The organism is Thalassovita sp. ABM4_323 (assembly GCF_056158665.1).
In genome coordinates this window covers 49,394-70,945 of the sequence record NZ_JBSWTS010000001.1, presented here as the reverse complement: position 1 = coordinate 70,945, position 21,552 = coordinate 49,394, and the positions used below count along the sequence as shown (strand labels likewise).

Here is a 21,552-nt window from a genome sequence, read left to right as displayed (position 1 = left end):
CGGGGGCGTTCTGCGCATCACGTGGGGAACGGCACCGCTGACACTGGATATGCGGGACACAACCCCTGGCATTGCCATGGTGGAACTGAACGGGACAGGCACTGTCACCCTGCGCGACATGGCCGCACAACAGGTCCAGATCGCCACCGGTCTGGCCAGTTCTCATGTTGTGGGGGCCGCAGGGCGCAACACAATCATTGGGGCCGACGGAACAGATGTTCTGATTGGCGGAACTGGCGATGATGTGCTGACAGGTGGCGCAGGCCACGATGACCTGGATGGCGGGGAAGACAACGATATCCTGAGCGGGGGCACCGGCAATGATACGCTGGTGGGCGACAGCGGTTTTGATCTGCTGACCGGAGGCATGGGCACCAACGAAGTTGAAGGCGGAGAAGAGTCCGACACCTTTGTCATCAGCTCTGGCGAAACGATAACAATTTCGGATTTCGATGTTACCGACAGCATGGAGCGGATCGACCTGCGCGCCTTTGCCGGCGTCACGTTTGCCGATCTGACCATCACCGCCAACAGCGGCAATGCCCGCATCACCCTGCCCGGCAGCGCCGCTCAGATCACCCTGACCGGGGTCGCCTCTGGCGATCTGACAGCGGCGCATTTTGTTTTTGATGGCGACACGGTCGAAACCCTGGCGCAAGCCCTGACCATTGCCCCGGCCTTCGAATTCACCGACGGGACCGACAATTTCGCAGGCACGAACGCAGACGAGGTCTTCGAAGTCAAAGGCAGCTTCACCAAACTGGCCGCCGCCGACACATTCGCAGGCGGCGACGGCGTCGATACGCTGCGGATTTGGGGCGATGATCGCTCGGTCAGCGCTGCACGTCTGGCCGGCATGTCCGGCATCGAGGTGATTGACCTCAGTGGCGCCCGTTCAGCCACAACCGAGTTGGTGTTGCAGTTGAACCAGGCGATGCTGGACAGCTCTTCGGACGGCACCATGACGGTCAAGTTCGGCAGTCAGGACCTCATTCTTCAGACCGAGGATGTTTCCTCGCAGAATGTGATCGTGGAAGGCACGGGCCAAGTCACCCTGCGCGATGACTATGGTCAATATGGTCAGGCCGTCACGATCTCGGATGCCTATGGCGGGCGTGTCAGCGGCCAAAACAAAGATGACGTGATCATCGGCGGTGCACTGGATGACAGCATTATCGGCTCGGGTGGGCAGGATACTCTGTCAGGCAACGGTGGCGATGACACCGTTTCGGGTGGCAGCGGACATGATGTCATTTCCGGCGGGACAGGGTCGAATAGCGTGTCTGGCGGCACCGGGACGGACCGGTTCATCGTCAGCGCGGGCGAGACCCTGACCATCACCGATTTCGAAGGTGCCGCCGCCTATGAGCGGATCGACCTGCGCGCCTTTGCCGGCGTCACGTTCGCCGATCTGACCATCACCGCCAACAGCGGCAATGCCCGCATCACCCTGCCCGGCAGCGCGGCTCAGATCACTCTGACCGGGGTCGCCTCGGGCGATCTGAGCGCCGCCGACTTCATCTTTGACGGCGAGGCCGCCCCTGTTATTTTCACCCTCTCGGACGGCGCGGATTCCTTTACCGGCGGCTCCGGCAACGACCTGGTCGACCTGATCGGCCAGACCAGCCAACTGGACGCCACCACCGACAGCATCGACGGCGGGACAGGCACGGACGTCCTGCGCGTCTTTGGCTCTAACCGCGTGCTGGGCGACGTGCGCCTGGATGCCCTCAGCGGCATCGAGATCATCGACCTGACCAATGCAACCGGCAGCCACCAGATCGCGATCGACGCGGACAACGCCAACAGCTCGGACACCGGCACGATCCTCGTGCGCTTCGGCAACACCCCGATGGGCGTGAATGTCGGCGGCGTTACCTCGGCCGATCAGGTCGTTCTTGACGGCATCGGACCGGTCACCCTGGCCGAAGGCACCGCGGGCCAGATGGTCACCATCGGCGACAGCGCCGGGGGCACCCTGATCACCGCTCTGTCCGCAACCGTGGTCGTCGGCGGCACCCAGAACGACAGCATCACCGGGCGCGATGGCGCCGACACCCTGTCGGGCAATGGCGGGGATGACACCCTGATCGGCGGCGACAGCAATGACCTGCTTTCCGGCGGGACAGGGTCGAATAGCGTGTCTGGCGGCACCGGGACGGACCGGTTCATCGTCAGCGCGGGCGAGACCCTGACCATCACCGATTTCGAAGGTGCCGCCGCCTATGAGCGGATCGACCTGCGCGCCTTTGCCGGCGTCACGTTCGCCGATCTGACCATCACCGCCAACAGCGGCAATGCCCGCATCACCCTGCCCGGCAGCGCGGCTCAGATCACTCTGACCGGGGTCGCCTCGGGCGATCTGAGCGCCGCCGACTTCATCTTTGACGGCGAGGCCGCCCCTGTTATTTTCACCCTCTCGGACGGCGCGGATTCCTTTACCGGCGGCTCCGGCAACGACCTGGTCGACCTGATCGGCCAGACCAGCCAACTGGACGCCACCACCGACAGCATCGACGGCGGGACAGGCACGGACGTCCTGCGCGTCTTTGGCTCTAACCGCGTGCTGGGCGACGTGCGCCTGGATGCCCTCAGCGGCATCGAGATCATCGACCTGACCAATGCAACCGGCAGCCACCAGATCGCGATCGACGCGGACAACGCCAACAGCTCGGACACCGGCACGATCCTCGTGCGCTTCGGCAACACCCCGATGGGCGTGAATGTCGGCGGCGTTACCTCGGCCGATCAGGTCGTTCTTGACGGCATCGGACCGGTCACCCTGGCCGAAGGCACCGCGGGCCAGATGGTCACCATCGGCGACAGCGCCGGGGGCACCCTGGTCACCGCCCTGTCCGCAACCGTGGTCGTCGGCGGCACCCAGAACGACAGCATCACCGGGCGCGATGGCGCCGACACCCTGTCAGGTAATGGCGGAGATGACACCCTGATCGGCGGGGACAGCAATGACCTGCTTTCCGGCGGGACAGGGTCGAATAGCGTGTCTGGCGGCACCGGAACGGACCGGTTCATCGTCAGCGCGGGCGAGACCCTGACCATCACCGATTTCGAAGGTGCCGCCGCCTATGAGCGGATCGATCTGCGCGCCTTTGCCGGCGTCACGTTTGCCGATCTGACCATCACCACCAACAGCGGCAATGCCCGCATCACCCTGCCCGGCAGCGCCGCTCAGATCACTCTGACCGGGGTCGCCTCGGGCGATCTGAGCGCCGCCGACTTCATCTTTGACGGCGAGGCCGCCCCCGTTATTTTCACCCTCTCGGACGGCGCGGATTCCTTTACCGGCGGCTCCGGCAACGACCTGGTCGACCTGATCGGCCAGACCAGCCAACTGGACGCCACCACCGACAGCATCGACGGCGGGACAGGCACGGACGTCCTGCGCGTCTTTGGCTCTAACCGCGTGCTGGGCGACGTGCGCCTGGATGCCCTCAGCGGCATCGAGATCATCGACCTGACCAATGCAACCGGCAGCCACCAGATCGCGATCGACGCGGACAACGCCAACAGCTCGGACACCGGCACGATCCTCGTGCGCTTCGGCAACACCCCGATGGGCGTGAATGTCGGCGGCGTTACCTCGGCCGATCAGGTCGTTCTTGACGGCATCGGACCGGTCACCCTGGCCGAAGGCACCGCGGGCCAGATGGTCACCATCGGCGACAGCGCCGGGGGCACCCTGGTCACCGCCCTGTCCGCAACCGTGGTCGTCGGCGGCACCCAGAACGACAGCATCACCGGGCGCGATGGCGCCGACACCCTGTCAGGTAATGGCGGAGATGACACCCTGATCGGCGGGGACAGCAATGACCTGCTTTCCGGCGGGACAGGGTCGAATAGCGTGTCTGGCGGCACCGGAACGGACCGGTTCATCGTCAGCGCGGGCGAGACCCTGACCATCACCGATTTCGAAGGTGCCGCCGCCTATGAGCGGATCGATCTGCGCGCCTTTGCCGGCGTCACGTTTGCCGATCTGACCATCACCACCAACAGCGGCAATGCCCGCATCACCCTGCCCGGCAGCGCCGCTCAGATCACTCTGACCGGGGTCGCCTCGGGCGATCTGAGCGCCGCCGACTTCATCTTTGACGGCGAGGCCGCCCCCGTTATTTTCACCCTCTCGGATGGCGCGGATTCCTTTACCGGCGGCTCCGGCAACGACCTGGTCGACCTGATCGGCCAGACCAGCCAACTGGACGCCACCATCGACAGCATCGACGGCGGGACAGGCACGGACGTCCTGCGCGTCTTTGGCTCTAACCGCGTGCTGGGCGACGTGCGCCTGGATGCCCTCAGCGGCATCGAGATCATCGACCTGACCAATGCAACCGGCAGCCACCAGATCGCGATCGACGCGGACAACGCCAACAGCTCGGACACCGGCACGATCCTCGTGCGCTTCGGCAACACCCCGATGGGCGTGAATGTCGGCGGCGTTACCTCGGCCGATCAGGTCGTTCTTGACGGCATCGGGCCGGTCACTCTGGCCGAAGGCACTGCGGGCCAGATGGTCACCATCGGCGACAGCGCCGGGGGCACCCTGGTCACCGCCCTGTCCGCAACCGTGGTCGTCGGCGGCACCCAGAACGACAGCATCACCGGGCGCGATGGCGCCGACACCCTGTCAGGTAATGGCGGAGATGACACCCTGATCGGCGGGGACAGCAATGACCTGCTTTCCGGCGGGACAGGGTCGAATAGCGTGTCTGGCGGCACCGGAACGGACCGGTTCATCGTCAGCGCGGGCGAGACCCTGACCATCACCGATTTCGAAGGTGCCGCCGCCTATGAGCGGATCGACCTGCGCGCCTTTGCCGGCGTCACGTTTGCCGATCTGACCATCACCACCAACAGCGGCAATGCCCGCATCACCCTGCCCGGCAGCGCCGCTCAGATCACTCTGACCGGGGTCGCCTCGGGCGATCTGAGCGCCGCCGACTTCATCTTTGACGGCGAGGCCGCCCCCGTTATTTTCACCCTCTCGGATGGCGCGGATTCCTTTACCGGCGGCTCCGGCAACGACCTGGTCGACCTGATCGGCCAGACCAGCCAACTGGACGCCACCATCGACAGCATCGACGGCGGGACAGGCACGGACGTCCTGCGCGTCTTTGGCGGAGAGCGCACCTTGGGCGCGGTTCGCCTGGATGCCCTCAGCGGCATCGAGATCATCGACCTGACCTACGCCACCGGCCCGTTTGATCTGGCCATCGGCAATGCCCTGCCGAGCAGCTCGGATACCGGCTCGATCCTGGTCCGCTTCGGCACCGCGGCGCTTGCTCTGAACACGGGCGGAGAACCGGGCGTTCCCGGTGTCACCTCGGCCTCTCAGGTGGTGCTGGATGGATCCGGCACCGTAACCCTGGCCCCCGGAACCCCAGGTCAAATGCTGACAATCGGGGACAACACCGGGGGGACAGTCATCACCGGCCCGACTGCGACCCGTGTCATCGGCGGTGACCAGGGCGATAGCATCACCGGCGGCGATGGATTTGACACCATAGAAGGGCGCGGGGGCCGAGACACCCTTTTGGGTGGCGACGGCAACGACACCCTGCGCGGAGGCAGCGGACACGACAGCCTGGTTGGCGGCGGAGGCGAAGACCGTCTGTTTGGTGAAAACGGAAATGATACCCTGATCGGGGGCTCTGGATATGACCTGATTTCCGGCGGCACCGGACGGAACGTCGTCACAGGCAACGGACGCGCAGATGCGTTCATCGTCAGCGCGGGCGAAACCCTGATCATCACCGATTTCGAAGCAGACAACCTGTTCGAACGGATCGACCTGCGCGCCTTTGCCGGCGTCACGTTTGCCGATCTGACCATCACCGCCGCAGGAGCCAACACATTGGTTACCTTACCCGATGGTATAACCACCATCACGCTGCGGGGTCTGGCGCCAACGGATCTGGCCGAGGATGACTTCGTCTTTGATGGCGATCCGCGCATCCTTTTTGCCGAAGGCCTGAGTGCCGCCTTCGATTTCCAGTTCACCGCTGGGGAAGACACGTTCCAGGGCACGGGCGCGGATGAGATCTTTGACCTGTCCGGCCAATTCTCGAATCTCAACGGGTTGGAGGACACGGCCGCTGGGATCGCTGATGACGGGATTTTGGACACGTTCGATGGCGCCGGCGGTACGGACACACTGCGCATCTCGGGCGAGGATCGCTCGATTTCTCCGCTGCGTTTGGAAGGCATGTCCGGGATCGAGATCATCGACCTGCGCGGCGCGACCCTCAATGTCGAACCTTACCTGGCGGTCACCGTCGACGCCGATATGGTGGCGCAATCCGGCACCGGAACCATCCTGATCCGGCACGGCGAAAACCCGCTGTTCCTGGATACCTCGCTAGCCCCGGCCGGATCAGTCATCACCGAAGGCACGGGTCTTGTCACCCTGCGCGACGTCCCAGGTCAGGACGTGACCGTTTCAGACCTGATCCCCGGGAATGTTCTGGACGGCAACGACGCAAACGTTCTGCGCGGCGGTGCCCTGAACGACACGCTGGATGGCTTTGAACGCCCTGACACGCTGATCGGCAATGGCGGCGATGACAGCCTGATCGGAGGCGAAGGCAACGATAGTCTGGACGGGGGCGCCGGCGACGACACGCTGATCGGCGGAGAAGGCAACGACATTCTGATCGGGGGCGCAGGTGCCAACCGGCTGGATGGCGGCGCCGATTTCGATCAGTACATTATCGAAGAAAATGCCCAAGGCACGGTTATTGCCGATTACGACCCAACCAACTTTGTCGAACGGATTGATCTGACCGCACTGACCGGACTGCGCGGACTGGTTCATCTGACCTTTACCAACGAAGGCCCCAATGTCCGGATTACCGGCACCGGGCTGGATCTGGTTCTGGAAAACGTTCAGGCGGACCAACTGGATGGTGCCGACTTCCTGTTCTTCGGGCAGGATCCGCATGTCTACAACGTTAAGGCCGGAACCACCAACGCACAGCTGCAACAACTGTTTGACGGGGCCATCCCGAATGCAGTCATCAATATTGCGGCTGGAACCTACTCGATCACGGAAACCCTGCTGATCCACCGCAGCGACATCACCATTCGCGGCGCGGGCGAGGGTCAAACGATCTTTGTCACCGATATCGACACGGCCAATGCCGCACAAACGATTCTGGTGACCCCGGATGATCTGCAAATTCGCTATGGCCAGCTGGACACCGAGGTGGCCGAAGGCAGCAACCAGGTGGTTCTGCCGGATATCGAGGCCCTGCGTACGCTGTACCCGGACCAGGAATTTGAAGAATTCGAAGTCGGCGATATTCTGTTCCTGTTCGAGCCCAACGACGATGATTACCTGATCGCCTCGGACAACCTGAACCGCGCTGATGGCAACGACTGGAACCAGCCAGCAGTAGACCCCGCAGATCCCACATCCGCCGAACTGTATTACCTGCAGGAATTCCGCTCGCGGATTGTCTCGATCGAAAATGGTGTGGCCACCCTGGCCGAGGCTTCGCCCTATACGTTCGAAGCAGGCGAAACCAATATCGCCAAGAACACATTCCTGGAAAACGTGAACCTCTCGGATTTCTCGATCGTCGGGGCCTTCGAAGACGAGGTCGGGGGCCTGCCCGATCCGTTCTTCTTTGATAACACGATGCCCGAATGGGTTTCGATCGCGGCCCTGGAACTGGATGGTGTTCGCGACAGCGATATCAGCAATATCACCGTGACCAACCCCGCGGCGCACGCCTTTAAATGGCAGCGTGCCCATGAAACCACGGCTGACAGCCTGACCGCCGTCGGGGCCTATAACAAATCCGGGTCTTCGGGGTATCATTTCCTGCTGCAGGAAAGCTTTGCCAACGACTTTACCAACCTGTCCAGCACGGATTCACGTCACGCCATTCTGTTCTCGTCCTATAACGCCGAGCATTACAACTCGCTGCATCTGGCCTATGCGAACCGTGATATCAACTTCCACGGCAGCGCTGATGACGAAAACACCATCGTCGTGGATTCGCTGGTGCAGGACTATCCGGCCGATGGCAGCACCGATCAGTGGCGGGTCGTCGGGCCCGGTGTGCTTGGGCTGCACCCGGTCTCGGATATTGCGGGCAATGACGTTACCTTCAAATATGCCCGCACCAGCGATCGCTCCGAAGTGGTTGTGGCCCATGTGGACGGCGGCAATATCGGCCTGGGCGACGGCAGCGATGAAGGCATCGGCCAGGGCGGCAACGACACGTTCAGCGGACAGGATGGCAATGACACCCTGCGCGGCAATGGCGGCGATGACACCCTGAACGGCGGAGACGGCAAAGATTACCTCTATGGCGGCACCGGCAACGACATCCTGCGTGGCGGCGAAGACAACGACCGCCTGTTCGGGGGCGACGGCAATGATGTGATCAACGGCGGTGCCAACGGGGACGACCTGTATGGCGGGGCCGGTCAGGACACCTTCCTGCGCACCTATGCCGACTTTACCGACAATTTCATGGATTTTGAAACCGGCGTCGGAGGCGACATCATGCGCGTTCGCGGATCGGCCTATAGCCGGTTCGAGGAGCTGCGCCTGAGCCAGGTCGGCAATGATGTGGTTCTGTCATTCGGCCCAACCGGGTCAACCACATTCAAGAACACCCTGCTGGCGGATCTGGTCGCTGAAAACTTTGCCTTCGACGATGACAACAACCCTGGCCAGGACATTTCCATGCGGGCCACCGAGCTGTTCGCCGTGGGCACCAACAAAAGCGATATTTTCCGCGCCAGCCGGGCGCATATGGATAGCTCTGATTTCCAGATCATCGCTGGGCGTGGCTACGATACGGTAGTCGTCACGCAATCCTCTTTGAATGTGAATTTGGGCGCAACCGGCACCTATACCGGCGTCGAGGAATTCGACCTGTCGGCCATCACGACACTGGGTCTGGTGGTCGAGAATGCGCTGGTGTCACAGTCCAACAGTTCGAAACTGTACCTCAATATCGGGGATACAGGCACGACGGTCCTGCTGGATGTGGGGCCATTGGGGCGCGGCAAGAACGTGTTCATCGATGGAGCCCGCACGGTTCAATTGACGGGCGGTCGCTCACATACCGTGAAGTCGGACGATGATGTTGGTACCAATATCATCGGCGACGTGATGCGCGATATTCTCTATGGCGGCCGGGCCAATGACTCGATCCTGGGGGGGGATGGCAACGACAACCTGTTTGGCAGCGCTGGGGATGACACCCTGCGCGGAGAAGCGGGCAACGATACAATCAACGGCGGCCCCGGATCCGATCTGATCTATATCGAGGATGCGGGCGACCGCGTCGCCGAAAGCAACCGCTGGGCCGGTCATGATACGGTGATCAGCTCGGTCGATTTCCGCATGGGACGCGCCCATATCGAAGATCTGGAATTGACCGGCACGGCACGTTTGGGGGCTGGCAACGGCTTGATGAACACCATCACCGGCAATGACGGGGACAACGTCCTGGATGGCGGCAAGAATGTCGACACCCTGATCGGGGGCCTGGGCAATGACACCTATCTGGTGCGCGCGCCCGGCGATAACGCGGTCGAGCTGGCCGGCGAAGGCATCGACACCGTCAAGGCTTACCGAGCCTATGCGTTGGATGCCAATGTCGAGAATCTGCACTTGCAAACCCTGCGCAACGATGCTGGCGAAGGCATCGCAGGTGTGAACGGGATCGGCAACGATCTGGACAACACGATCATCGGCAACCCCTTCGACAACGTGATCGTCGGTCGCGAGGGGCGCGACACGCTGCGGGGACAGGCCGGGGCAGACACCTTTGTGTTTGATCGCGCCCTGGGTGCCGATAATGTCGACCGGATCATCGACTTCAACACCAACACGGTGGATGAAGGCGATATCCTGCGGATGAAGCAATCCATCTTCCCTGGAATTGTCAAAGGCACGCTGGACGCAGACCTGTTTGTGGCAGGCACCGCGGCGCTGGATGCCGACGACCGGTTCATCTTCGATCAGGCCTCGGGGCAATTGTGGTTCGACGCGGATGGATCTGGGGCAGGTGTGCAGGAACTGATCGCGACATTTGCACAAAATGCCAGCGTGAGCGCCGATGACATCGAGCTTTTCTAAGAGGATAAACCGATAATTGACCTCCCCTCTCCTGTTTGATCTGATATTAAGGTCAGAGAGGGGAGGCCCCCTTTCGAAAAGCACATATTACATACAGATCAATCGGGGATTGCGAATCTGGTCTAGCAGAGCGCAGGGATACGAAGCATCTAAGATATAATTGCAGTCCCCCCGCCAGGCACATCCCAGCGGGAGAACAAATTCATTGAAGTGGCTCGAGGGAACATGACGACCGACAAAACTGTAACGATCGTGACTGGGATTGCACGAGGTGGTGCCAACGCGGTCATGGATATGCTCAACGCTCACCAGAACGCCTGCATCGGATACAGCCGCTACAAGTTCAAGTTTTTGCGGCATGGTATATATGATCCGGACTTTTTTGATAAATCGCGCTTTTTTCGGTTCCGCAAGGCGGATACCAATCTAAGCCCCGAGAAAGCGCCCAAGGTTGCCGCACTCTATGACAAGATGCGCGACAAATGGGATGATGCCGCAGTGGTCGGTGACATGATCCCGGACCTGTTCCAGAAAGAGCATGAGGTCCTGAAGGCGTATCCCCAAGTTCGGATCGTTTCGGTTTTACGCAACCTGAAAGATGTCGCCCTGTCTTGGGATGCACTGGCTCACAAAAAGAACAGCAACTGGCCAAAAGACAAAGATTTCGTCAAGGCCTGTATTCACTGGGAACAGCAGAACCGCACATTGCTGGAAACCATCTCAAATCCCAAGTTCGCCTCGCGCATGTTCCTGTTGGATTTTGACACTCTGCCCTCGCAGTCACTTGAAACCGGCCAAGCGTTGCTGGATTTCCTGAACCTGCCAGAAGATGCTGGTTTCTCGGCTGAGCTGGAACGCCACGCCCACTATCAGGCGCAACAACCCGGCCGAACGATTCCCGAGAAGTTCCACGAGATTTACAAACTCGTCGACATGACACCAGCCCGCCGCCTGCGCAAACTGGCACGGCCTGAGGCCCCGAGCGCACCGTCCCAATCCTAAGGCGGTATGCACAAAACATGGAGGTATGGGGGAATGAAGCACATCCCCCCATACCGTAATCTGTCTCGACATTAAGATTCGAGCAGTTTTTCAGCCTCTACAGCGCTCGGCTCCAACGGCTTAATATCCATCCTGTCAGGGAATTTAACCATGTCCTCCAGCAGGGCATCTCGACAGCCTCCCAGAAAACACCCTTCGGGCAGGCGCGACATCTGTTCACCCTGCTTGGACAGATAAGTTTTCACTTTCTTAGTGACCGCAGGCTTCAGGCTAGACTTTTCAAAGCTACGGCTCCATTTGTTCGACGCTCCAATAATCCGATCCATGTCATATTGGCTAGTATCCAGACACTCTTTGTAGCGGCGCGCGAAAAGCAGGCAACGGCCTTCTGGAACTTCGATCTCTTTACTGCTGTTCCCATTCTTCAAGGAATAGCTTTGCCCACCCAACAAGTAGAGAGGCGATCGTGCTCCCGGAATCCGCGGAGTTTTCACACCATCATGAGCATAATCCAGCCGGTTCAGAAAATCATCCAAACCTGCATCCATGGACGGCGTATGCAGGATACATACGTTTTCTTCACCCAAGCGTTCGATGGCCAAAGACAGCATCTTACCCAAGCGCGGCATGAATTTTTTCTCTGGATTGGCCAGTACCTTGGAGAAATCCTGAGTATAAACCGAGTCGAACCGCCTTGGGTCATCGGCCTCGCGCACACGCCAGGCACTGCCGTAAATGGCGTGATGACTGCTAATGCCATGCCAGTAGTGCGAAAATGCCCGTTTCATGAGGTTCTTCACATGCACGAGGACCGTGACTTGAATGCCAAGATCCCGTAGTTCTGTGATCTGATCCAAGACCCGTTCAAACTTCTCCAGCCCGCGGCCCATGTAGGGCGGGGACGACTCGAACAGAATATCATCTTCGGAAAAATCGAAGTGGTCAAAGTAGTTTCCCGGATCGGAATGATCCCCGAGGAAGTACTTCAGTTCCTTCACGCCCCGCGGCGTGGAAAACCCAGAAAGCCCCTGAGAGAACAAAGTTGCAGTTGCAGTCGTACCGCATCGGGCGACACCTAGATTGACTACTATTTTCTTAGGTTTCTTCATCGTAATGTCCAAATTTTTAAAACCCTAGGCAACACCCAAGTTCGGATTTTTTCATGCTTTCAGTTTTTTCAGTTTAGCCCTCAGTTTGGCTAGATCTGCATTCGCCTGGTTCAGGTCTTTCATGACGTCCTGAAAGAGGCTGACGCCCACATCAGCGACATCACCCACTTCCGGCACAGCAGGCTTGCCGCTCCCGGCAGGGAACATATCGAAGCTATCCTCAAAATTCACATCTCCCAGCCCCGCTTCCTTGAACAAGGTCGCGTTGTCCTCTCGGAAATGCTCCATGAAGGAAAGGGCCATTTCCCGCTCGGGCTTATAGCCCTTGCCAGTAGCAATACGCGCAAAACGTTTCGCGATTTGGCCCCGCAGCGGGTTCAGTTTTTCATCAATGAACGGCGGATTATTTGTATTGAAGCGTGTCAAAAAGAACTGTGCTGCTTCGGAGATGCTTTCGTTTTGACGTTTGGTGAACTGGATCGGGGATTGGGTCTTAATGCCCAGCCAATCTAAAAAGTCTGTACAAATATCCTGACCTAACAACCGTTCCTTTTCGAAAATCCGTACATGCACCTTGTCCTTACCAAAGGCTTCGCAGAACTCCCTATAGATCAGTAGATAATTATAGAAATACGGAACCTCTGCCCCGTCTGCAATCTTGGGAATTATGTCGCCAAGATGCGTCATGCCACCAGACAACAACCGGGTCCCGTACAGACTTGTCGCGACCAAATCCTGACGGCGCAAGTACAGGTACACTTCGATATCTTCGCAATGAGGCTCCAACAGGCTTCTGAGACGCTTTTTCTCGCGCAGACAGGTCAGGCGACTTTGAAGATGCTCATTGGATAAGATCAAGTGTTGGCCGGCATGTTTCTCGGCCTCGACTGCAAAGTCCGCCTCGATCTTTTTGCGCAGCTTATCCAGTGGCAAGCCGCTGTTTGCGAACGCCCGTTTTCTTTGATTATCTGTTTTGTCATCATCACGGGCATAAACCACTAGGTTGACGTGATTCTCCCGTCCCATTGACCAAGAGTATCGATATCCGGATTTGCCGAGAACCTTCCGGTTTTCCGACATCAGACTCTGGATTGATGTTGTCCCGGTTTTTTCCATACCGATGTGCAACGAACACTTCTTAAACATTTAGCTCAGCTCCTTCCTACCGTTCGATCATCAGCATCAGTCCGCTGTTTCAACAGCTTCGATTGCTTCTGCTGAAGCCGCGTCATCGCAATGCCAAACGTACGCGCTGACAGCGTTTGGAGCACCTGAGGATTTACGAGAATAACATCTTGCAGCGTTTCAGGCTGGAAGTTTGTCGGCTCCTCTGTTTCAGAAATAGCCTTGTACAAATCAGAATCCGCAAAGCTAAAGCCAAACTCGTCACGCAGTCGAAGCGTGTCCGCCCGCGTGATTGCAACGACCCGCTGATACACATCATCCCGAAGCGAAGGTTTGCTAACCACAACACCCTCTGGAAGGCTTTTTTCGGCCAAAGTAACCAAATTTCGGAACCGGCGGGTCGATTGATTAAACTGGTTGTTGTTATTTGGAAAATTCACCGCGCGAAACTGTTGTAGCAGCACCATAGCCTCGGCTGACATCGAACTGTTCCTCTGAACAATCGTCAATGTGTCAGCATCTACCCGGCCCTCCAAGGCCGTCGCGCAAAAGTCTGAAATAACATCTCCACCGACCAGTGTGTCGCGATTGAACTCTCGGATGATAACCGGAGCCAGATGGCTCCAGCGTGCGATTTGCATTGACCAGTTCCGAGGCTCAATGGTCCGGATTTCGCTGGAAGCTTTTAACACTTGCTGCAGGCCGGAAAGGTAATGCGCCGCCGGGTGACGGACATAACACCGCAAATCAATATCTGCGCCGGGGAAAACATGGGCCAGCTGGGCAGAAAGCCCTTCCACATCTTCTATTCCCAAGAACCGTTCCCCCGACAACAGAACAATTTCTGGGGATTTCTCGGAGACCTCTTGTCGTACCTGCTCCCACAGCTTCATAGCTGCAGCATCGGCAGCGGGCTTATCTCGACCGAAACGCCCCCAAAACTCACGCGGCAAGCGTTTCTTGTAGAACGGTACGCTTAGAAGGCAATGTTTTTCCAGCCGCCCCAACTGCGGGTAATATATTCCGTGCTGCTCCAGAATGTCGTGATTGGCGCTGCAGGTACTCTGGATCGAGGATGTCCCCGTCTTTCCCGTACCGATATGCAGAATGACCTTCATATTTTATCTCCCTTCATCCCCAAGCCTCAGCTAGCAACCTTATCCGACTTCAACGCCTGCCCAAAACTTGGCCATGTCAGTTGCTCTGCCACTTGGCGCGCGGCGGCCTTAGCCTCGGAACGCTCTTCCGGAGTTTGTTCAAGAATTTCACGCATTGCGCGTTCCATATCCGCTTGCGAGCCATCATAAATCCGGCCAGCCTGCGTACCGCCCAGAACTTCGCGGGTCATGCCCACTTCGGGGATGATCGCAGGCACACCATAGCTCAGCGCCAGCAACAATGATCCCGATGTCAGGATCTTCTGGTATGGGTAGACCGCAAAATCCGAAGCCCGCAAAAACAGTTGCAGCTCCATATCGTCCACAAAGCGTTCCGTCGCAGTGATCCGGGCCTGCTCGGCTTTGGTCAGCTTGGGCTTGATCTCGGCGAACAGGTCGAACCGCATTTCCCCGACGATCAGCAAACGCAGCTTGGGGCGCTCTTTCAGCAGCTTTCGGAACGCTTTCACCAGCGTTTCGACCCCTTTGTACGGCCGAACCTGCCCCGAGAACAGGATCACTTCGTCATCCTGCGCGATCCCCAGCTGTTCTCGGGCCTGTTCGCGGGTGACAAAATCAGGATAGACACCAACATAGCTACCATGGCGCGAAATCTTCACCTTTTCACGCGGTACGTCAAAGACCTCGGCAACCTCGTCGATCGAAGCCTCGGAATGGAAGTGCAGGACATGCGCGGCCTTGGCGATCTCGTTCGACATCCAGACCTCAAGGTCATGGAACGGCGTATCGTGCGACACATGGTTGTGGATGGTCCAGACAAGGCGCCCACCCTTCCAGACGAACTTTTTCAGCTTTTCGATATAGTCTTCAGCGGTCTTCTTGGCGACCGCTGCATCGGTGATGTCGCGCAGCAGGAAGTTGAGCCAATGCAGATGGAATGTCAGCTTGGACTTGTCCGCCATGGTTTCCAGAACCTTCAGCGCGGCGTCGATATTGCCCGCGACGACCTCGGCCTCCTGGCGCAGCTTGCCATATAGCAGGTGCTGATAGGGGTTCGCCCGGGAATAATCCGGCCAGAACATAACCACATCAGCATCATCACGCAGCTTGTAGGACACACGACGATCATCATCCGGGTTGGGCAGATAGATTTCCCAGAACGGCAGCATCCCAAGACGTTCCAGCGTCTCGTTCTGCACCCGATACGTGTTGGTCGTCTGGAAGCCTTCATTGACGTTCGATGTGTTTTCACCATGCCAGCGACGCTGGTACATCATTTCATCGATGTGGTGGAAATCACCCACTTCGCTCATCTTGAGGAAAATATCGTAATCCACCGCATTCACGATGTCCTCGCGGAAATACGAGGTCCGCTCCCAGGCCTGCCGGCGGAACATGCGGAAATGGTGCGCGATCGAGGTGATCATCATCTTCTCGCGCGAGAATACCGGCCAGCTGTACTCGTCTTTGACGTAGTTCCCCGCCGCATCCACGCGTTCGCACGAACCATAGCAACAGGCCACTTCGGGGTGGTCATCCAGATATTCCATCAGACGGCGCACAGCGCCCGGCTTCAGACAGTCGTCCGAATCCAACTGACCGATATAGATGCTGTTCGACATCCGTATCGCCTGGTTCGACGCCCACCCAATACCACCATTCGGGTTATCCACCCAACGCACCCGCGGTTCATCGCTATAGGTATCTTCCAGCAGTTGCAGCGTGTGGTCTTTAGAGCCGTCATTGGCCAGACACACATCCAGATCCTGGACATCCTGGCTCAGAATGCTGTCCACGGCCCGCTCGATATATTTGCTGGCGTTATAGGTCGGGATATAGACGCTGACCTTGGGCGTCAGGAATGTCCCGTCTTCTTTGCGGTCCCAATGGTTTGGGCACAGTTCGATATACAGTTTCTGATCGTCTTTGTACTTCTTCTCATCGTGATACTTGTCCACCTTGCGAACTGCCACAGCCGAGAAATAGGCGCCAACATTGAACATCCGGTACGCCAGTTCGCGCGCAGCCACATAGGTGCTGCTCAAACGTCGGTCCAGCATGCCCACACGGCGCAGCAAGGCCCCGGTGACCGCGAAATTCAAGCCTTTCACATCGCGTGACGGATAACGTCCGCCAAACAGCTTTGTCAGGCCCGAGACAGCAAAAGGTGTCCGCATCTGATCGCCAGAGGGCAGCTCAACAAGCGGCTGCACCAGCATGTCCGTCACGTTGGCCATCCGCTGCATACGGGCCAGGACCAGATTATCCAGCACCACCTCTCCGGTCAGGAACAACACCAGGTCGGAATGGGCAGCCGCCCGCACCAAACGCTTGTGGCCTTCTTCATCGGTTACAGCGCACTTGGCCTGCTCGGCCAGACCGCCGCCGGGCAACGACAGCCCCTTGGGCAAACTACCCTTGCCGTCGGGCGTAAAGACACTGACATCAACACGACCGTTGAAATGCTGCTTGGACAGCTGTTCCAGAACGGCTTTGGCATCGCCTCCTGCTGGCGGCGTATAAAGGACATGCACACGCTGAATACTGCTCTTATAGGCGCCCTCGAGACAGGCGGCGGCATCCTCGAGAAAACGGGAATCGTTTCTGGGCCCCGGCAAAGGCGGCAAGGTCATGGTCGGCGGGTAGGGATACGGAACTTTACGGTCGGCATAAACGCGACGGAACTGTGGGCGCATCAGGCCGCTGGGATGATGCAGATAATCGGTAGGGATATTAATCTTGGCCGCAGTACCGGCCTTTTGCTCGGCCTCAGACAGAAGCCCCTCGTACAGGTTGTAGACCTCACTGGTCACAGCAGGATGATAGCGCACGCTCTCCAGCACACGACGCGCCCGGTAGAACTCCCCACGGCGAATCAACTCCAGCAGCACATTGCAGCGTGTCCATAAATTCCGCGGCCGTTCCCTGATGCGCTCAACCGGATCACGTTCCAACAACAAATCCCGATCAGACAAGTTCATATCTTTCCCACCTAATACCTATCAGTTCCAATTCAGTTCCAATGAAGCGTCGCAAAAAATCGACACCCACCCCCTACGCAACCATCGCGTATCAATGTCGTCCGGGTTTGTGAAAACTCACCCATGTTTTTCAAAAATCTTGACGTTCAGGTCATCTTTCACGACCTCTCCTGAATCAAGCCTTTAATCAAAAGTTAGGACACACAGAAGCATGGATATGCGCCCTGCGATCACGCTCTAAGTTTCGGCCACATGCTGCACACTATTTGAGCACTTAAGTCAACTCTTTGGGGTGTGTTTCACACGATCGTTTCCATTTGAACAGCCTCAGGTAAACCTGCGACCAGACGCCATGCTCAAAGCGGCGGCACTTATGTGCTCGAGCCATATTTGCACAACTCATTGGCTTGCGCGGATCAAAACGAACTTCAACACGCCCGTTCTTTGTGCAAGAACTAGACCAAGACCTTCATTCCAAAAAGAGCAGAGCCTTGACACAGTCCGCTTTTCATAAGGCTCCTACAAAATTTCGCCTGATTTTGGGCATTGCACGAGACCACCTATGACTTCCGAAATTATGACGGCCACTTCGAATGCGCTAAGCACAGGCAACATCAGCCCCTTCGCTTCGCAAACACTCTTCTGGCGCGCCCGCTTTTTGTGCGACAGCCCTTTCCTGCATCATCTCTCGTCCCTGTTCTGGATCATAGAAGCCCTGCGTCCAGCGGTCGCGGTCGAAATCGGGGTCAGCGATGGAGCCTCCTATTTCGCCACCTGCCAGGCCATGGACAAGCTGGTACAGTCCCCGCGCTGCCATGGCCTGGGCGTCTGGCCAAGCGACACGCCTCCCGCCGCAATCCAAAGCTACAACGACCAGCAATACGCCGAATTTTCCACCCTGGAACCCTATGCAAAGGCAGGGGCCGCTGACCGCTTTGAAAGCGGTAGCATTGATCTTTTGCATGTAGACCTGGAAGTTCTGGAACTGAGCGACGCACTGGTCAGCTCGCTGCGCAACGATTGGTCCCGCAAAATGTCCCGCAGGGGTGTCGTCGTACTTCACGGTATCTACAAAGGCCTGGAACACAGCGCGACCAGCGACTTTCTAAAGACACTGGGCAAGCACTATCCAACCGTTTCACTAGAGGCCGGAAATGGCGCTTTGGTTGTGCTGTTTGGCGCAGCCCGCAATCCACGGCTGGAAACATTGGCCTCTTTGGGCCATGGCGAGGCAGGATTTTCGGAAATTCATCAGATGTTGCGGCGCCTGGGCGCCCTGCACCACTTCGAACAGGCCAACCGTGAAAGTGCCGAACAGGTTCAGGACCTGACCCGAAAACTGGCCGAAGCTGAAGCCCGGCTGGCGGCACAATCCGCTCCGGCACCAAGCGAAGCACAACCGCCTGCGCCAGACGCGGCCCAACTTCAGGCCCAAACAGAAATTGACCGTCTGACCGAAGCTCTGGCCGACAAAGAGCAGGGAATCGCCACCCTGACTAAGACCTTCGAGCAAGAGACCACCCAATCGGCCCAGCTCTTGCAGCAAAAAGAAGAGGAGTTGGCCAACCTCAAAGCCGAGATTCACGCTCTGACATCTCAGGCGGAGCATGATCCGGGAATCACCACCCTGACCCAAGCCTTCGAAGCGCAAACCGCCGAGGCCACGGCGCGCATGCAGGAACGCGATGCTGAAGTCTCCGCGCTCAAAGCCGAAATCCAGACCCTAGAGCAAGCCCTGACCAGCAAGGAACAGGGAATCACCACTCTGACCGAGACCTTCGAGGAACAAGCCACCCAATCGGCCCAGCTCTTGCAGCAGAAAGAAGCGGAATTGGTCGACCTCAAGGCCAAGATTCAAGCTCTGGAGGCGACCCTGGCGAACCGCGATCAGGGAATCATCACCCTGACCCAGACCCTCGAAGCGCAAACCGCCGAGGCTGCGGCGCAAATGCAGGAACGCGACGCTGAACGCACCGCACTCAAAGCCGAAGTCCAGACCCTGGAAAAGACCCTGGAAGACCGCGACCACACGATTGCCGATGTCAATCAACAGCGCGACCAGACCGTACGCATTCTGACCGACGCCCTGGAAGAGCAGACCGCCGAAGCCCTGCAGGCCCAGCAGGAACAAGCTGCAGCCACCTCGCCACTGCAAGCCGAAGTGGACCGCCTGACTGAGGCCTTGGCGGATAGCGAGAAAAACTTCACCGAGTTGAACCAGAGCCTTGAAACACGGGGCGGCGCACTGGCCGTGGTTTCGGCCCAGTCCCAGCAATGGCAGCAAGCCCTTCAGGCCAAGAAATCCGAAGCAAGCGCTTTGAAAAAGGAAACCGAAGCCCTGCGCACCAATGTGACTGCGCTGAAGAAGCAGGTCCGCCATCTGGAAAAAGAGCGTACAGAACTGCTGAACAGTACGTCCTGGAAACTTACCGCTCCAGCTCGGAAAATCCTGGGACGTAGCCGCAATACCCCAAAATGACCCCCGACAGGACCGCCTGGACCGGGGGTATCACTTTGAAGCAGAGCGGCGTACTCGGCCAGCCGGTCTGACTAATAAATGAGCATGAGAAAATCGGTCGGTTTTACATCTTCACAAGGCAAACCAGATTGGGTCTTGTTTTTGGCCAGCATGTCGCGGAAAACATCAAAGAAAGTTCAATACCAAAGGTTTTTACATGATTTACCCAATTCTTCTGTGTGGGGGATCAGGGACTCGTTTGTGGCCCTTGTCTCGCAAGTCCTATCCCAAGCAGTTTGCCAAATTGATGGGCGAAGAGAGCCTGTTTCAAGCATCGGCAAACCGCCTCTCAGGCGATGGGTTCAGCGCGCCTATTGTTCTGACCGGTGATCCATTCCGCTTTATCGTCACCGAGCAACTCGCCCAGATCGAACAGTCCTCTCTGGGCATTCTGATCGAACCCGAAGGCCGTAACACGGCCCCTGCAGTGCTGGCCGCTGCCTTGTGGCTGGCGCGCACGGATCCGGCGGCGGCAATGCTGATTGCACCCTCAGATCACGTCATCCCGGATGCCGCAGCTTTCCAGAAAGCTGTGCAGGATGCTGTTCCGCAAGCCCAGGCCGGCAAGCTTGTGACCTTTGGCATCACGCCGTCACGCCCCGAAACCGGATATGGCTATCTGGAACTGGCAGAGGGTTGTGATCCTGCGGCCACCACCCCCCAAGCTCTGTCCCGGTTTGTCGAAAAACCCGATGCCGAACGCGCAACCCAAATGCTTGAGGCAGGAAATTTCCTGTGGAACGCCGGGATTTTCCTGTTCACCGCGGAAACCCTGATTGCGGCCTACAAAACTCATGCCCCTGACCTGTTCAAGACCGTCAACGCCTCATTGGAAGACGCCCAGATAGACCTCGGGTTTACGCGTCTGGAACCCGAAAGCTGGTCGAAAGCCGAAGATATCTCGATCGACTATGCCATTATGGAGAAGGCGGACAACCTGGTCGTCATGCCCTACGCCGCTGGTTGGTCGGACCTGGGCGGCTGGGATGCCGTTTGGATGGAAAGCGGGCCAGATGACAACGGGAATGTCTGCTCGGACCACGCCACCGCGATTGACTGTCAGGACACGTTGCTACGGTCAGAAACGGCCGGACAACAGGTGGTCGGGATCGGGCTGGAGGACATGTTGGTTGTGGCCATGTCAGATGCTGTTCTGGTTGCGCATAAATCCGAAGCACAACGCGTCAAGGATGCCGTCGCGGCTCTAAAAGCCAAAGGGGCCAGCCAAGCGGTGCAGCTTCCGCGCGACTACCGCCCTTGGGGCTGGTATGAAAGTCTGATCATCGGTGGGCGTTTCCAAGTGAAACGGATCGTCGTACATCCCGGGGCTGCTTTGTCGCTGCAGTCACACCATCACCGCTCGGAACACTGGATCGTTGTTGAAGGCACCGCACGAGTCACCGTGGATGAGGATGTTAAATTGGTGACCGAAAACCAATCCGTCTACATTCCTCTGGGGGCTGTGCACCGCATGGAAAACCCCGGGAAAGTCCCCATGGTTCTGATCGAGGTGCAAACCGGATCCTATCTGGGTGAAGACGATATCATCCGCTACGAAGACGTGTACGCACGCAGTTGA

General features: G+C 58.2%; 8 protein-coding genes. 4 read left to right on the top strand and 4 right to left on the bottom strand.

The genetic code is table 11. From position 1 onward, the window contains the following. Nucleotides 1-49 precede the first annotated feature (49 nt). Together ACXADQ_RS00230 and ACXADQ_RS00225 are read left to right on the top strand one after the other, a co-directional pair. On the top strand, nucleotides 50-10,120 hold the full coding sequence (locus tag ACXADQ_RS00230; RefSeq protein WP_475313661.1) for a calcium-binding protein: 10,071 nt from the start codon (nucleotides 50-52) through the stop codon (nucleotides 10,118-10,120). Nucleotides 10,121-10,345: 225 nt separating this feature from the next. After that, nucleotides 10,346-11,122 carry a sulfotransferase gene (locus ACXADQ_RS00225; protein ID WP_475313656.1) on the top strand — a complete coding sequence of 259 codons (777 nt, stop codon included), beginning with the start codon at nucleotides 10,346-10,348 and terminating at the stop codon, nucleotides 11,120-11,122. 71 nt (nucleotides 11,123-11,193) lie between these two features. Here ACXADQ_RS00225 and ACXADQ_RS00220 read toward each other — a convergent pair whose 3' ends face one another. Genes ACXADQ_RS00220 through ACXADQ_RS00205 form a run of 4 tightly spaced genes read right to left on the bottom strand, consistent with a single transcriptional unit; the run spans nucleotide 11,194 to nucleotide 17,455 of the window. After that, the gene (locus tag ACXADQ_RS00220) at nucleotides 11,194-12,231 is read right to left on the bottom strand and encodes a hypothetical protein (RefSeq protein ID WP_475313652.1); all 1,038 of its coding nucleotides are present in this window, start codon (nucleotides 12,229-12,231) and stop codon (nucleotides 11,194-11,196) included. 51 nt (nucleotides 12,232-12,282) lie between these two features. Next, complete coding sequence (locus ACXADQ_RS00215) at nucleotides 12,283-13,377, bottom strand: hypothetical protein (protein ID WP_475313648.1); 1,095 nt, start codon at nucleotides 13,375-13,377, stop codon at nucleotides 12,283-12,285. 5 nt (nucleotides 13,378-13,382) lie between these two features. Next, entirely contained in the window at nucleotides 13,383-14,474 is a 1,092-nt protein-coding gene (locus tag ACXADQ_RS00210) for a hypothetical protein (RefSeq protein WP_475313644.1), read from the bottom strand. A 26-nt stretch (nucleotides 14,475-14,500) separates the two neighbouring features. Continuing rightward, nucleotides 14,501-17,455, bottom strand: coding sequence for a glycosyltransferase (locus ACXADQ_RS00205; RefSeq protein WP_475313640.1), 2,955 nt, complete (start codon nucleotides 17,453-17,455; stop codon nucleotides 14,501-14,503). A 562-nt stretch (nucleotides 17,456-18,017) separates the two neighbouring features. Here ACXADQ_RS00205 and ACXADQ_RS00200 point away from each other — a divergent pair. Together ACXADQ_RS00200 and ACXADQ_RS00195 are read left to right on the top strand one after the other, a co-directional pair. Beyond that, the gene (locus ACXADQ_RS00200) at nucleotides 18,018-19,934 is read left to right on the top strand and encodes a class I SAM-dependent methyltransferase (RefSeq protein ID WP_475313636.1); all 1,917 of its coding nucleotides are present in this window, start codon (nucleotides 18,018-18,020) and stop codon (nucleotides 19,932-19,934) included. Between the two features lie 196 nt (nucleotides 19,935-20,130). Continuing rightward, a complete protein-coding gene (locus ACXADQ_RS00195; protein WP_475313633.1) occupies nucleotides 20,131-21,552 on the top strand; it encodes a mannose-1-phosphate guanylyltransferase/mannose-6-phosphate isomerase in 1,422 nt (473 codons plus the stop codon).